The sequence below is a fragment of the Pseudomonas putida genome (assembly GCF_016406145.1).
GTDB lineage: Bacteria > Pseudomonadota > Gammaproteobacteria > Pseudomonadales > Pseudomonadaceae > Aquipseudomonas > Aquipseudomonas putida_E.
Genome location: NZ_CP066306.1, coordinates 3,366,350 through 3,380,063, shown reverse-complemented (window position 1 = coordinate 3,380,063; position 13,714 = coordinate 3,366,350). Strand labels below are relative to the sequence as shown.

Below are 13,714 nucleotides of genomic sequence, written 5' to 3'. Positions count from 1 at the left end.
CGTAAGCGTATAGCCTGGCTTTCAATTCAACCTTTTATCGCCCCGGCCGGCTCGGCCACCTCGGTCACCACCTGTTCGCTGGCGGCGCGCAGGATCACGCGTTTGCGCAGCTCGTACTCATCCAGGGAGAGTGCCTGGCGCTGAATGGCTTCGAGCTGAAGCTGGCGGGTTTCTTCTGCGGTGTAGGGGCGCAGTTCGGGGTGGGTGGCGCAACCGCTGAGCACGGCAATTGCAGCGGCTGACAGGGTGGCGAACAGCAGGCGGGCCGTGGTGTTCATCGGCAAGCTCCAGGATTCGGGAGATGGGTGGGTGACGAATCGATGGAGCAAGATTATTGAGCCGACGCGATCATTAGAAATTGCCATTCTCGATAGTGACTATCGATAGCGCCGTGTGAGAACGGCAGCCTTTGCTAACCTTAAGCTCCACGCGGTAAGGCCCAGAGGGATATTGTGATGCGCATGCCATTGTTATGTGCCGTGGCGCTGCTGCTTTACCTGGGTGGTGAACCAGGCCTGGTCCAGGCGCAAGAGCCTGCCCCGGCCGCCGAGGCGGCACCCGCCAAGCAGGCGGTGTTCAACCCCGAGCAACTGGACCAGATGCTCGCGCCGATTGCCCTGTATCCCGACGCGCTGCTGGCACAGGTACTGATGGCCGCCACTTATCCCGGTGAAGTGGCCGAAGCAGTGACGTGGTCCAAGGCCAATCCCAAGGCTCAGGGTGATGAGGCTGTCAAACAAGTGGCGACGCAGGCCTGGGACCCGAGTGTCCAGGCATTGGTGGCGTTCCCGCAGGTGCTGGTGGTTCTCGGGCAGGACCCGGTGTGGGTGCAGCGCCTGGGGGATGCGTTTCTGGCCCAGCCTGATGATGTGATGGGGGCCGTGCAGCGTCTGCGCCAGCAGGCCAAGGCCGCAGGCAACCTGCAGAGCAACCAGTACCAGAACGTCACGGTGCAGGCTGCCCCGGCAGCCGCGCCCAGCTCGCAAGCGGCACCGGCCAGCAGTTCCTCTTCCAGCACCATCATCATCCAGCCGACCGACCCGCAGGTGGTGTATGTGCCCACCTATAACCCGACCACTGCTTACGGTACCTGGGCCTACCCCTCATCACCACCGGTGTATTACCCGCCATCGCCGCTGTACTACGCCGGCAGCGCGCTGTTGGCAGGGCTGGCGTTCGGCACTGGCGTTGCGATCGTCAACTCGCTGTGGGGCGATTGCGACTGGGGGCGCAACGACATCGATATCGACGTCAATCGTTACAACAACATCAACGTCAACAACCGTATCGCCAACAACCAGAACACCTGGCAGCACAATGCCGTGCATCGCGATGGGGTGCCGTACCGTGATAACCGCAGCCGCCAGCAATTTGGCCGCCAGCTCGACGGGGCCAGCCAGCGTGCGGCTTACCGTGGCGACGATGCCCAGCGTGCCCAGGCACGCGATCGCGCCCGTGCTTCGATGGACCGGGCGGGTATCGAACGCCCGGCCACCAGCAATCGTGAAGCGCGGGACCGGGCACGCGAAGCCCAGGCCAGCAGGCCCCGTGCTGCGGAGCACCGGCAGGCAAACGGCCAGGCACGCCAGGCGCTGCACAACAAAACGGGCTATAGCGCTGGGAGGGCGAAGAACAATGCGTTCGATGGCGTGCGATCCCCCTCACGCTCTGCGGCGCAGGCCAATCGTGGCCGTACCAGCCAATCGCTCGCCCAGCGGCCGAGTGCATCGCGTGCGGCGGGCCATACCATCTCCCGGCCCAGTGCGGCCATGCACCGTGGTGGAGGGGGGCGTCGATGAACATGAGCCAAAGCAAGTCGTCGCTGGGCCTGTGGCTGTTTGCCGTCGGCGCCGCATGGTCATGCCTGGCCACCGCGCAGCAGGCATTCCCCACACCGCAGAAGGCCGCCGCAGCCTTCGTCGAGGCGCTGGGGGTGGAGCAGGCAGACCAGGCGCGCCTGACGCAGTTGCTCGGTGACGACTGGCGCACCTATATCCCCCGCGAAGGCGTGCAGCGCAGCGACGTTGATGCGTTTGTGCAGCAGTACCACCAGCAGCACCAGATCCAGATGCGCGGTGACCGGCAGGCCATTCTGGCAGTGGGCAGCGAGCACTGGACCTTGCCCATTCCGCTCGCGCTAACTGCCAGTGGCTGGCGCTTTGACCTCAAGGCCGGCAGTGCCGAGATTCGTGCCCGGCGCATTGGCCGCGACGAGTTGGCCGCTGTGCAGTCGCTGCTTGCCTATCACGATGCGCAGATGGACTACGCCACGCAGGACCACAACGGTGATGGCGCCCTGGAATACGCCCGGCAGGTTTTCAGCACACCCGGCAAGCGCGACGGCTTGTACTGGGCGGACGAAACGGGCGGGCAGGTCAGCCCGCTGGGCCCGCTGTTCGGCCAGAATACACCCGGGGATGACTGGTACGGCTACCACTTCCGCATTCTCGAGGCCCAGGGCCCTTCTGCGCCGGGCGGTGCGTACAGTTACCTGATCGGCAAGCATATGAGCCGCGGCTTCGCCATGGTCGCCTGGCCGGCCAGGTACAACGACACCGGGGTGATGAGCTTCATGGTCAGCCATGACGGGCAGGTGTTCGAGAAGGACCTGGGGGCCGAGGGCGAAGCGTTGGCCAAGGGCATGAAACGTTTCGATCCGGATGACAGTTGGCAGGTTGTTGAAGCAGGCCACGATCAATAGACGCGCTACCCCGGCGTTTGATTGGCCTGCCAGTCTCGCGCACTGGCTGCCATAAAGAGGCTCGTATTTGACGTCACTGGGGCGTGAAACCGCCCACCAGCAATTGCTGCACCAACCATTGCCCGGCGGGGCCCAAGGCTCGTCGGCGCGACCAGGCAACATCCATCGCGACTCTGCGTGGGTAGCCGGCCACGGGCAATTCCACCAGGCCACTACCGAAGCGCGCTACCAGCGCCCTGGGCAGCTCCGCCCAGCCATAGCCGCGCACCGCGAACTCCAGCAGGGTCAGGTAGTCCGGCGCCGACCAGGCCTGGCCGCGCCCGTGGTGCAGGCTCGGCGCATAGGTCCTGATGTATAGCTGACGCTCGTTTTCCAGGTGCTGTGGCTGCACGCCAGGCTGTTTTGCCAAGGCATGTCCGGTGCTGACGTAAACGGCGAATTCCGCATGTTCCGGCAGGCGTGCCACGGCGATGTCGGCCGGGTAGCGCTGCTGCGCTGCAAGGATGCCGATCTGCGCCATGCCCTGTTGGATCAGGTCGATAACGTCGGCGTCTTCCGAAGGCCCGCAGCGCAGTTCGGTGTGCGGATAGTTGGCAGCGAAGCCACCTATCACCGCGCCTTGAAAGGTCACGCTGTAACTGTCGGACATCACCACCGACACCAGCGGCTCTACTGTTCGGCCAGCCTCACCGCCAGCGCATCGAGCCGGGCGCTGGCATCGAGGATCGCCTCGACGTGGGTCAAAACCTGGCGGCCTGCCTCATTCAGGGTGGGGTGACGGCCGGCACGGTCGAACAGTTCGCAACCTATGTCAGCCTCGAAGTTGGCGATTGCGATGCTGATGGTCGACTGACTTTTGCGCAGTTTGCGTGCTGCGGCGGAAAACGAGCCAAGGGCCGCAGCTTCGACAAAGGCAACGAGGGCTTCAGGTGAGTAGCGCACAGGTATTGATAAAACCGATAGGATCTATATGGCGAGTATCAGTTCCATCAAAGAAAATGTGAAGCACAAGTTCACTACTGGATGGAAAATGCCGTGAAAAAAGTCTCTTTCACCGAACGCCTGGTCCATGCCGTCGGCTATGAAGTGTTTGCCGTGCTGCTGTGCGCGCCACTTTTGTCCTGGGTGATGGGCAAGTCGTTGGCCACGGCAGGTGGCCTTGCGGTCACCCTGTCGCTGATCGCCATGGTGTGGAACATGCTCTACAACGCGCTGGTCGACCGTTGGGTGCGCACCGCACGCATCCACTGGAAGGCCGCAGCACGCTTTGCCCACGGCCTGGGTTTCGAGTTGGGGCTGGTGGTGTGGTGCCTGCCGGTGGCGGCCTGGATGCTGGATATCTCGCTTTGGCAGGCGCTCATGGTTGAGCTGGGCTTCTTCGTGATCATTCTGCCCTACACCGTGGTGTACAACTGGGCATTCGACCAGGTTCGGCACTGGATAACACAGCGCTGGGCCGCCGCCTGAGCAGACAAACGAGCAAGACGCATCAGCCTGTGAGAGGATGTTCGCCAACCAAGCCATAAGGCCAGACAGGACCCCGAACACAAGCCTGATGAAGACGCCAAAACGAATCGAACCGCTGATTGAAGACGGACTGGTCGACGAAGTACTGCGACCCTTGATGAGCGGCAAGGAAGCAGCCGTCTACGTGGTGCGTTGCGGCGCCCAGGTACGGTGCGCCAAGGTCTATAAAGAGGCCAACAAACGCAGTTTCCGCCAGGCCGCCGAGTACCAGGAAGGCCGCAAGGTACGCAACAGCCGCCAGGCCCGGGCGATGGCCAAGGGCAGCAAGTACGGCCGCAAGGAAGCCGAGGATGCCTGGCAGAACGCTGAAGTGGCGGCGTTGTTCCGCCTGGCCAATGCCGGTGTGCGGGTGCCCAAACCCTATGACTTCCAGGATGGCGTACTGCTGATGGAGCTGGTGACCGACGCCGATGGCGATGCGGCCCCGCGCCTTAACGACGTTCACCTGGAGGCTGATGAGGCGCGTGAGTACCACGCCTTCGTCATTCGCCAGATCGTGCTGATGCTGTGTGCCGGCCTGGTGCATGGCGACCTGTCCGAATTCAATGTGCTGCTGGGCCCCGATGGCCCGGTGATCATCGACCTGCCGCAGGCGGTGGATGCGGCGGGCAACAACCATGCGTTCAGCATGCTGCAGCGTGATGTGGCGAACATGGCTCACTATTTCGGGCGCTTTGCACCGGAGTTGAAGGACACCCGCTTTGCCCAGGAAATGTGGGCACTGTACGAGGCAGGTGAACTGCGTGCGGACAGCCCGTTGACAGGCGAATTCGAGGATGATGAGCATGTCGCGGACGTGGGGGGCGTGATGCGTGAAATCGACGCTGCCCGCCTGGATGATGTCCGCCGCCGAGCTGCGCGGGCAGAAGCCGAGCATGGGCCGGTCAAGGGCGAAGAACCGCCGCCGCCCTGGCTGCAGTAATCTCGCATGGGGGCTGGCCCTATCGCCGGCTTGCCGGCGATAGGGCCAGCCAAGTGGTGATGAAGATGCTGATCGCAGCGGCTCAGTGTGACAGCAGTACGGGCATTTGAAGGGCTTGCAGAACCCCGTGGGTAGCGCCACCCAGGATGAATTCTTTCAAGCGCGAATGACCAAAGCCGCCCATGACCAACAGATCGGCGCCGGCGCTGAGTGCTTCTTGCTGCAGGCACTCAGCGATTGATCGCCCGGCCAGCTTCACGCTCAGCGGCCGAGCGTTCAGGCCTCTGTGTTGTAAGGCATGTGCCATGTCCTGCGCGATGTTGCCGTGCTCGAGTGGCTTTTCCCCCTGCACGGTCAGGACCGTGATCAGCATGTCTGAGGTCATCAGGTGTGACGCGTCGGCGAGCGCTCGGGCCGCGACGCGGCTGCCGTCCCAGGCCAACGCCATGTGCCTGACGGGCTTGATGGGCAAAGACGGAACGAGTACGCATGGCTTGCCAGCGCCGAAAATTACCGACTCTGCCAGCTCCTGGATGACTGGCTTGTCGACTGCCCATGGCAGGATGGCCAGGTCGAAATACCTTGACGCCTCTGCCGCCGCAGTACCCGTCAGCCCTGGCACCACTTCTCTGGTGGAGAATTCCACACTGCTCTGGCCGTGTTCAAGGCCGCTCACCATGGCCTGCAGCGCTTTGCACTGGGTTCGGCTGTTGCTTTCGGTTGTTCGAATCATCTCGGGGATATTCAGGAGTGTGCTGCCAACTGATGGCGAAAGGTAGGGGATCCTTACCGAAAAGGTCATGACATGCAGGTCGTAACCCAGCGCGATGGCCAGTTGTACACCGGCTGCCACAGCGTCCTCGGGGAGTACATCCGGATAGGTGACCAACGGCATGTAAGCCAGATGAAAATTCGACATGTCCGACACCTTCAGCTGTTGCGAGGCGATGCGCGTTAAGCCAGGCGTCTAAGTCACTCAAGCGACTGGCAGTTCAGTGAGGCGAGGGCTGCCCGGGTAACCCAGTTCCAGGGCCATCAGCGCAGGCATGTCCAGAATCTCCACCAGCCGGCCATGCAGGTTGACGATACCCAGGGCGCGCAAGTGGGCGACCGAGCGGCAGATGGTTTCCAGGCGCAGCCCCAGGTAGGACGCCATGTCCTCGCGCGACATGCGCAGCATGAAGCCATGGGATGAATAGCCGCGGCTGACAAACCGTCGGGACAAACTCAGCAGAAAACTGGCCAGCCGCTGCTCGGCAGAGAGGTTGCACAGCATCAGCACGCGCTCATGCTCGCGGATGATTTCCCTGCTCATCAGGCGGTTCAAGCTTTGCTGCAGCGTGGGGAAGTCACGCGCCAGGGCCTGCAGCCGATGGTATGGAACGGGGCATACTTCGCTGTCCTCCAGGGCAATCGCATCACAGACATGGTGCTCGGTGGCGATGGCATCGAGCCCCAGCACGTCACCCGGCATCCAGAAGTTGATGATCACACCCTGGCCTTCGGCATTGTTCAGGTTGGTCTTGAAGCTGCCTGAATGCACCGCATACAAGGCACTCAAGGGTACATTGGCATTGAACAGCGCAGCCCCCTTCCTGATGCGGATGCGCGGACCGATCAATGTGCCCAGGCGAGTGTTGTCGCGCAGGGGCAAACCCGTGGGCAAGCACAAGCCGTTGACCCGGCACTCATTGCAGCGCGATGCCAGTGGTTTCAAATGAATGGGCGGGGGCGTGCGCACCTTTACAGGCTGGCTGAGCAGCTGAACATCGATCAGGCCCGACATTTCATGCCTCCTTCGCAGGTCTGAGAGCGACGCTGGCGATCTTGTTCAGTGAATGAGGGGCGTTGAGGCGGGCGGTCAGCACGCCCACGAACTGTTCGGCTTCTGTGGGTGTTCTGAAACTTACCCGCCACTCGTCCATGTGAACCCACCAGCGATTGTCGTTGGCGCTTTTCTCGACGTAGACGTTCATCGGAACCTCCAGTGCATGCATGAGCAAGGGACTGCCTATCGATAGGGGGCAATGGCGTCCTTGCCGACGGCGTGGCGAGGTTCAGGGCGTGATCGCCACCTTCATTACGCCGTCGCGCTGGTTGGCGAACAATTCGTAGGCAGCTTCGATATCATCGAGCCGGAAACGGTGGGTGACCAAGGGGGAAACGTCTACGCGGCCACTGGCGACCACCGCCATCAAACGGCGCATCCGCTCTTTGCCGCCAGGGCACAGGGTGCTCACGATGCGGTAATCGCCAAGGCCGGCAGCGAATGCATCCACGGGGATGCGCAGGTCGGCGCTGTACACGCCCAGGCTGGACAATGTGCCGGCGGGGCGCAGCACCCGCAGTGCCCATTCAAAGGTGGTCTGGGTGCCCAGCGCTTCGATGGCCACATCTACGCCGCGGCCATCGGTCAGCGCCATGATTTGCGCCACCACGTTGCCTTGCTTGAAGTCGACCACGTGTGAAGCGCCCATTTCGCGTGCCACGCTGATGCGCGCCGCCACGGTGTCCACGCCGATGATGGTGGTGGCGCCAAGCATTTTGGCGCCGGCGACCGCGCACAGGCCGATTGGGCCCAGGGCAAACACGGCGACGGCATCGCCGATTGTCACGCCCCCGCGTTCTGCACCGGAAAAACCGGTGGACATGATATCGGGGCACATCAGCACATGTTCGTCGCTGAGGCTGTCGGGAATGGGGGATAAGTTGGCCATCGCGTCCGGCACCCGCACGTATTCAGCTTGGCAACCGTCGATGACATTGCCGAACTTCCAGCCACCGATGGCCTTGAAGCCATGCGCTGTACCGGCGCCGTCCTGGGCGCCACAGCCACACAGGCAGGCATTGCTGTGGCCGCTTGGGGTGATGGCGCCCGCGATGACGCGCTGCCCTTCGTGGAAGCCGCGAACCTCTGAACCCAGTTTCTCGATGACCCCCACAGGCTCATGGCCGACGGTCAGCCCCTTGGCCACTGGATACTCGCCACGCAGGATATGCACATCGGTGCCACAGATCGTCGTGGTGGTGATGCGTATCAGCGCATCTAGCGGGCCGATTTCAGGGATGGGCTTGTCTTCCAGCACGATGCGGTTCTTTTCGACGAAAATGGCCGCTTTCATGAGTGCCATGACATGCCTCCGGGGCATCGCTGATTTTGGTTGGCAACTACAGCGTGCGCCTAAAAAGCGTGTAAGTCTTGATCCGCGTCAATTTTGCGTCGAGCGGCGGCAGCCGTTGGTCGGTGCCCCCTGACTTTTGATAAACATCAAACCGCACAGGCGCCGCTGGCAGATCATCGAGGTACTCATCGAGCCCGCAGAGGTGTGCCATGACCAGCCCGCAAAGACTTCTTCTCATTGCATCGCCCCTGATGCGCCGCACACCGGTCTATGACCGTGCAGCGGCGCTGGCCAAAGCCAAGGGCATGCCACTGCACATCGTCGCCTTTGACTACCTTGAGGGCCTGGCCACTGCCGGCCTGGTCAACGACCAGGCCTTGGCGGTCATGCGCGAGGGTTATGTGCAGCAACACCGTGAATGGCTGGAAACCCAGGCATTGTCGATGCGCCGCAATGGCGTGACGGTGACCACCGAGGTGTTGTGGGTACAGCACCCGCTGGACGAGATCCAGGTGCATCTGCGTGAGCAGCCGTTCGCCATGCTGATCAAGGGGCTCGAGCATGAGCCGTGGTGGATGCGAGCCATGTTCACCTCGCTCGACGTGCAGTTGCTGCGTGACACCCGGATTCCGCTGCACCTGGTACACAACGCCAGCAATGCCCTGCCGCGCCGCATACTTGCAGCGGTTGACCTTTCACGCCCGGAGGATCAGTTCGAAGGCTTCAACGACCATATCATCAGCGAAGCGCTCAAGCTGGCGTTGCAATGCAACGCCCAGATCGAACTGCTGTATGCCTACGATATGGGCTCGATGTACCTGGACGCCGAAGGCAGCCGGGAACATTCGTTCCTGTTCGATTCGAACCTGTCACGGACACTTCATGAGGCTCAGGCCGATGCCTTCCAGGAACTGGCCGAACGCAACGGCATTCCCTTCGAGCACCGGCACATGCGGGTGGGGGACCCGACCAAGGTGCTGGCGCTGTTCATGGACAACAACGACATCGATGTGCTGGTGATGGGGAGCTACCACCATCACGGCATCGGCTGGTTCATCGGCAGTACGGCTGAGCGGATCCTGCATCGGCTCAGCACCAGTGTGCTGGTGTTATCACCCGAGCATTCGCAAGGTTAGAAGTGAAAGGCCCGCAAGGGCCTTGTTTCAGGCGCGCAGATCAAGCTCATGGAGGATTTCGCTGACATCGCCGCCCAGGTAGCGCGAGGTGAAGCCCAGCGCCTTGGTCAGCCGGTGCATGGCGTAGTTGTTCGAGAGGTCCCTGGACACCATGCACTGGTAACCGTTGCGCCGTGCCGCTTCGATCAGGTGCTGCAGCAACAGCTTGCCCAGCCCCTTGCGCTGCCATTGCTCGCCGACAGCGACGGCACATTCGCAATTGTGGCTACCCAGGATTGCGGCATAGCGGCTTACACCAAGCTGATGCAGCTGGCCATTGTCATGGGCCAGCGCTACGTAGGCCATGCGCTGGTGACCGTCGACCGGCATCGACTGCGCGTCCAGGGCGGGCAAGCCACCGCTGAGTCCGGCGAGAAAACGAAAGCGCCGGGCCTCATGGCTGATCGTACTCACAAAGCGACTGTCGCGTTCGTGATCATCATCGCGCAGCGGGCGAATCAGCACGGCTGTGCCGTCGGCAAGGGTGTCTACCCAGTGCTCGCTGGTGTCTTCGGGTTCTAGCAACTGCTTGTTCATAGGGCCTCCAGAGGGCTTGATCAACGTGGGCTTTACTGGTTGTACCGTGAGACGGCGTTCTGGTTCTGACTTTGATCAAGTCGGTGCGCCAGTGGTGACTTTCTGATCTGCATCAAACGCGCAACGGCAGGGGGCTCGAAGATCGATGCTACTTGCCATCGCCGCGTGCGGCCGGAGGTTTCCCATGGGTCAGTATCGACAACTGCTGGTGCTGCTTACCGACATCGACCCGCACTCGGCGGCTTTGCGCCGGGCGCTTGCCCTGGCGCATGTCAGCGGCGCAGCGGTGCATGTCGTTGGGCTGTTCGAGCCATACGAGGCGCATTCGTTACGCCAGGAACGGCTGAACGAAGCCGAGATGCAGCGCCAATACGGGCTCTATCGCAAGCAGCTTGAGGAACTGGTCGAACGTCACCGGGCCAGTAACGCCGATCTGACGCTCGATACCGTCAAGGCAGAAGACCTGCGCGACCAGGCCGCCGATTACATCCGCGAGCTCAAGCCCGATATGGTCATCAAGGATTCCGAAACGACACCGGCTCTGGCCCGGTTTTTCGGCACGCCGCTGGACTGTGCGCTGATGCGAGCGTGCCAAGGCTTGATGCATTTCGTGCCCCGGACGGCCGCGTCATTGCCAAAACGCATACTGGTAGCTGTGGACACCGCCTTGCGCGATGAGCCCGATGCCCAGATGCTATTCAACCGCGCCCTCATCCGGTCAGCCGATGCCCTGGCGCTGCAATGCGATGCGCAGTTGCACCTGCTCTCGGCCTATGACCTGGCGGGTGTGTTCGCCCCCGACATGCTGGTTGCGCAGACCTGGGTCGAGGAGATGCGAGATGCCTTGCAGGTGTCCTTCGATGCATTGGCCGATGCCGAAGGTGTGCCCCTCGATTGCCGGCATTTCATGGAAGGCGGGGCGGTGCAGGTGATTCGGGACCAGGTGGCGGCCCTGGATATCGACGTGGTGGTCATGGGAGTGGTGCAGCCCAGGGGTTTGAGCAAGCTGCTGGGTGATACCACCGAACGTATTGTCAGCGATCCACCGTGCAGCGTGCTGGCCGTTCACCCCTGTGTGATCGACACCTGGGAGCCGACGCCATGCAACTGACCTTTTTCGGCGGGACGGGTACGGTGACCGGCAGCAAGTTCTTGCTGACGCATGACTCGACACGGGTGCTGATCGACTGCGGGCTTTTCCAAGGCTACAAGCAACTGCGCTTGCGCAACTGGGAGCCACTGCCGACGGCACTGCGTACGGTCGACGCGGTGGTGCTCACGCATGCCCATCTGGACCACAGCGGTTACCTGCCGGTGTTGGTGCGCGAGGGCTTCAGCGGGCCTGTGTATGCCACCCCGGCAACCTGTGCCCTGGCTGAAATCCTGTTGCTCGACAGCGCCCGATTGCAGGAAGAGCAGGCCGAACATGCCAATCGCCATGGCTATTCAAAACATTCGCCGGCCCGCCCCTTGTACACCGAGCAGGATGCCAAACGCGCACTGCAGCTGTTCAGGCCCGTCGCATTGCACCATCGCACCCGGATCGCGCCCGGTGTCGAACTGTTGCTGCGCACGGCCGGGCACATTCTGGGCGCGGCGACCGTGCAACTGACGTTGGACGGCCAGACAGTGGTTTTCTCGGGCGACCTGGGCCGGCCAAATGATCCCGTGATGCGTGCGCCCGAACTGATCGGTGCAGCCGATGTGCTGCTGGTGGAGTCGACCTATGGTGACCGTTCGCACCCTGCACAGCCCCCGGAGCGTTACCTGGCTGATGTGATCAACCAGACCCTGCTGCGCCATGGCATCACCCTGGTGCCGTCGTTCGCGGTCGGCCGAGCGCAATTGCTGATGTATTACCTGTACATGCTCAAACGCGACGGGCTGATACCGGACATCCCGGTGTATCTCAACAGCCCCATGGCAACCGATGCCACGACCCTGTACCAGCAGTTCAGGAGCGAGCATCGCCTCACGGCGCTGGAGTGTGCCCAGATGTGCAAAGGCACGCAAATCATCCGCACGCTCGATGAATCCAGGCACCTGGATCAACTGCGCGAACCTGCGGTGATCATTGCCGCCAGCGGCATGGCCACGGGTGGGCGGGTGTTGCACCACCTCAAGGCGCTGGCGCCCAATGCGCACAACAGCATTCTGTTCTCCGGCTTTCAGGCAGGCGGTACCCGGGGCGCCGATATCATTGCCGGTGCGCGCAGCGTGCGCCTGCATGGCGAAGACGTGCCGATTCGGGCGCAAGTCTTTGCCATGGACAACCTGTCGGCGCATGCCGATGCGGACGAAATCATGGAATGGTTGCGCGGGTTCACCCGGCCGCCGCGCCAAACCTACGTCATTCATGGCGAACCGCATGCTGCGGACACCTTGCGTCGACGTATAAGCCTTGAGCTCGGCTGGCAGGTGTGCGTGCCCGAGTACCTGGAAACGGTTGCCATAGACCCTGTGCGCTGACACGGCGCTGGAGGCTTGCATGAATATGCAAACAAGGGCGAAGCTCAGCGCCTGGGCAAAACGACCCAAGGGCAGCCTTGGATGGATCGCGGCCATCGCCACACTGGTGGTTGCCGCCTCGATCTATCAGGTGTTGGGCCCGGCCTGGCAACTGCCCATGCGTGCCCCGGCCATTGTGCTGGCGCTGCTGGCGCTGAGTGCGGCGGTCGGGTTGGCCGTGCACCGCAGTTTCAAGGGTGCGGTGGGCAAGACCATTTTTTCCGGGCAGGGGAGAGGTTGGCAGGCGAGGCTCGCCATTGTCCGGGACGTAGCCAGAGAGTCGAACATTTTGCTGGGCATGCTGCTACTGCTGGCCGTGTTGGGCTTAGGCTCACTGATACTCGCCAGCCGCTCCGTACAAGGCATCGTCAGCGGATGCGAGACCAACCTGCAGGCCCAGGTTGATCTACCAGAGGACCAGGCGCTCGCCGCGTTGGTCGCCCAACCGGTCTGCCAGTGCCTGGCGCAAACGTTTCTGGAACGCAATGGCGTCATCCGCCTGGCGCTGTTCAATACGCCGTTGCTTGAAGTCAGTGCCTTCAAGGGGGTTACCGAGGCCGATGAGCGGCGGTGCCTGGAGCAACTGGACCTGCTGCCGGAGGCTACCGCCGGGGCACCGCCTCAGGCCAGCGAAAGCCGGTGAATCAGCTGGCTTGGGTCATCCGGGTCTCTGGCAGTGGTAAACCCTGCCGCCTGAGCCAGATCGCGCATTGCCACATTGGCTGCAGCGTCGATGGAATACATCTGTCGCAGGCCCTTGGCGCGTGCGTGGTCGATCAGGTGCCGGAGCAGCAATGTGCCCAGGCCGTGACGCTGCCAGCTATCGAGCACGGTGACGGCGCATTCGCATTCCTGGTTATCCGCACCGGTGGCGTAGCGGGAGATACCGACTTCCTGCAGTTCACCGTCGACATGTGCGAGGGCCACATAGGCCATGTGCTGGTCCTGATCAACCACCATCAGTTGATCCAGCATGGCTTCGCCAGGCTCCTTGAGCTGTGACAGAAAACGGAAGTGGCGCGATTGAGGGGACAGCCGTTCGATGAAGTTCTTCTCGCGCTGACGGTCCTTGGGCTGCAAGGGCCTGATCAGCACATGTGTGCCATTGTCGAGTGCTTCGATCCAGTGTTCGCCGGTCGTGGCAGGAAATGCCGCTGCGGCGTGGGGGCGGGGTGTTTCGGCGGGTGCCATGGCAAGCCTCCTTACATTCAGGGGTGTACAA

15 protein-coding genes and 1 pseudogene are annotated in these 13,714 nt (G+C 62.3%); 8 read left to right on the top strand and 8 right to left on the bottom strand.

Annotation, left to right across the window (positions count from 1 at the left end):
- Positions 1 to 26 precede the first annotated feature (26 nt).
- The gene (locus JET17_RS15425) at positions 27 to 278 is read right to left on the bottom strand and encodes a hypothetical protein (protein WP_012314889.1); all 252 of its coding nucleotides are present in this window, start codon (positions 276 to 278) and stop codon (positions 27 to 29) included.
- A 177-nt stretch (positions 279 to 455) separates the two neighbouring features.
- On the opposite strand from JET17_RS15425, the gene JET17_RS15420 reads away from it, so the two are divergent.
- Positions 456 to 1,799, top strand: a complete 1,344-nt coding sequence (locus tag JET17_RS15420; protein ID WP_012314888.1) for a DUF3300 domain-containing protein — start codon at positions 456 to 458, stop codon at positions 1,797 to 1,799.
- Entirely contained in the window at positions 1,796 to 2,701 is a 906-nt protein-coding gene (locus JET17_RS15415; RefSeq protein WP_012314887.1) for a DUF2950 domain-containing protein, read from the top strand. The genes JET17_RS15420 and JET17_RS15415 overlap by 4 nt, the downstream gene beginning before the upstream one ends.
- Positions 2,702 to 2,774: 73 nt before the next feature.
- Here the strand turns inward: JET17_RS15415 and JET17_RS15410 are convergent.
- Positions 2,775 to 3,643 (bottom strand): annotated as a pseudogene (locus JET17_RS15410) (LysR family transcriptional regulator).
- Between the two features lie 93 nt (positions 3,644 to 3,736).
- Here JET17_RS15410 and JET17_RS15405 point away from each other — a divergent pair.
- On the top strand, positions 3,737 to 4,168 hold the full coding sequence (locus JET17_RS15405; protein ID WP_042112036.1) for a multidrug/biocide efflux PACE transporter: 432 nt from the start codon (positions 3,737 to 3,739) through the stop codon (positions 4,166 to 4,168).
- Positions 4,169 to 4,256: 88 nt separating this feature from the next.
- Positions 4,257 to 5,150 (top strand): PA4780 family RIO1-like protein kinase, encoded by an 894-nt coding sequence (locus JET17_RS15400; RefSeq protein ID WP_042111524.1) that lies wholly within the window; start codon positions 4,257 to 4,259, stop codon positions 5,148 to 5,150.
- A gap of 82 nt (positions 5,151 to 5,232) precedes the next feature.
- On the opposite strand, the gene JET17_RS15395 is transcribed toward JET17_RS15400, so the two are convergent.
- The 4 genes from JET17_RS15395 to JET17_RS15380 all read right to left on the bottom strand — a co-directional run bounded on the left by JET17_RS15395 (position 5,233) and on the right by JET17_RS15380 (position 8,281).
- Positions 5,233 to 6,069, bottom strand: coding sequence for a universal stress protein (locus JET17_RS15395; protein ID WP_012314884.1), 837 nt, complete (start codon positions 6,067 to 6,069; stop codon positions 5,233 to 5,235).
- Positions 6,070 to 6,126: 57 nt separating this feature from the next.
- A complete protein-coding gene (locus tag JET17_RS15390) occupies positions 6,127 to 6,936 on the bottom strand; it encodes a helix-turn-helix domain-containing protein (RefSeq protein ID WP_012314883.1) in 810 nt (269 codons plus the stop codon).
- Between the two features lies 1 nt (position 6,937).
- The gene (locus tag JET17_RS15385) at positions 6,938 to 7,126 is read right to left on the bottom strand and encodes a hypothetical protein (protein WP_012314882.1); all 189 of its coding nucleotides are present in this window, start codon (positions 7,124 to 7,126) and stop codon (positions 6,938 to 6,940) included.
- Positions 7,127 to 7,207: 81 nt separating this feature from the next.
- The gene (locus JET17_RS15380; protein ID WP_012314881.1) at positions 7,208 to 8,281 is read right to left on the bottom strand and encodes an NAD(P)-dependent alcohol dehydrogenase; all 1,074 of its coding nucleotides are present in this window, start codon (positions 8,279 to 8,281) and stop codon (positions 7,208 to 7,210) included.
- Positions 8,282 to 8,481: 200 nt separating this feature from the next.
- Between JET17_RS15380 and JET17_RS15375 the strand changes: the two genes are divergently transcribed.
- A complete protein-coding gene (locus JET17_RS15375) occupies positions 8,482 to 9,408 on the top strand; it encodes a universal stress protein (protein ID WP_012314880.1) in 927 nt (308 codons plus the stop codon).
- 27 nt (positions 9,409 to 9,435) lie between these two features.
- On the opposite strand, the gene JET17_RS15370 is transcribed toward JET17_RS15375, so the two are convergent.
- A complete protein-coding gene (locus JET17_RS15370) occupies positions 9,436 to 9,984 on the bottom strand; it encodes a GNAT family N-acetyltransferase (protein ID WP_012314879.1) in 549 nt (182 codons plus the stop codon).
- 184 nt (positions 9,985 to 10,168) lie between these two features.
- On the opposite strand from JET17_RS15370, the gene JET17_RS15365 reads away from it, so the two are divergent.
- From JET17_RS15365 to JET17_RS15355, 3 genes are read left to right on the top strand one after another with little or no spacing between them, the layout of a single operon-like run.
- The gene (locus JET17_RS15365; protein WP_012314878.1) at positions 10,169 to 11,095 is read left to right on the top strand and encodes a universal stress protein; all 927 of its coding nucleotides are present in this window, start codon (positions 10,169 to 10,171) and stop codon (positions 11,093 to 11,095) included.
- On the top strand, positions 11,086 to 12,453 hold the full coding sequence (locus JET17_RS15360) for an MBL fold metallo-hydrolase RNA specificity domain-containing protein (RefSeq protein ID WP_012314877.1): 1,368 nt from the start codon (positions 11,086 to 11,088) through the stop codon (positions 12,451 to 12,453). Before JET17_RS15365 ends, JET17_RS15360 begins: the two co-directional genes overlap by 10 nt.
- Before the next feature lie 19 nt (positions 12,454 to 12,472).
- Positions 12,473 to 13,135 (top strand): hypothetical protein, encoded by a 663-nt coding sequence (locus JET17_RS15355; protein ID WP_012314876.1) that lies wholly within the window; start codon positions 12,473 to 12,475, stop codon positions 13,133 to 13,135.
- Here the strand turns inward: JET17_RS15355 and JET17_RS15350 are convergent.
- Positions 13,114 to 13,683 carry a GNAT family N-acetyltransferase gene (locus tag JET17_RS15350; RefSeq protein WP_012314875.1) on the bottom strand — a complete coding sequence of 190 codons (570 nt, stop codon included), beginning with the start codon at positions 13,681 to 13,683 and terminating at the stop codon, positions 13,114 to 13,116. The genes JET17_RS15355 and JET17_RS15350 overlap by 22 nt on opposite strands.
- Positions 13,684 to 13,714: the final 31 nt, after the last annotated feature.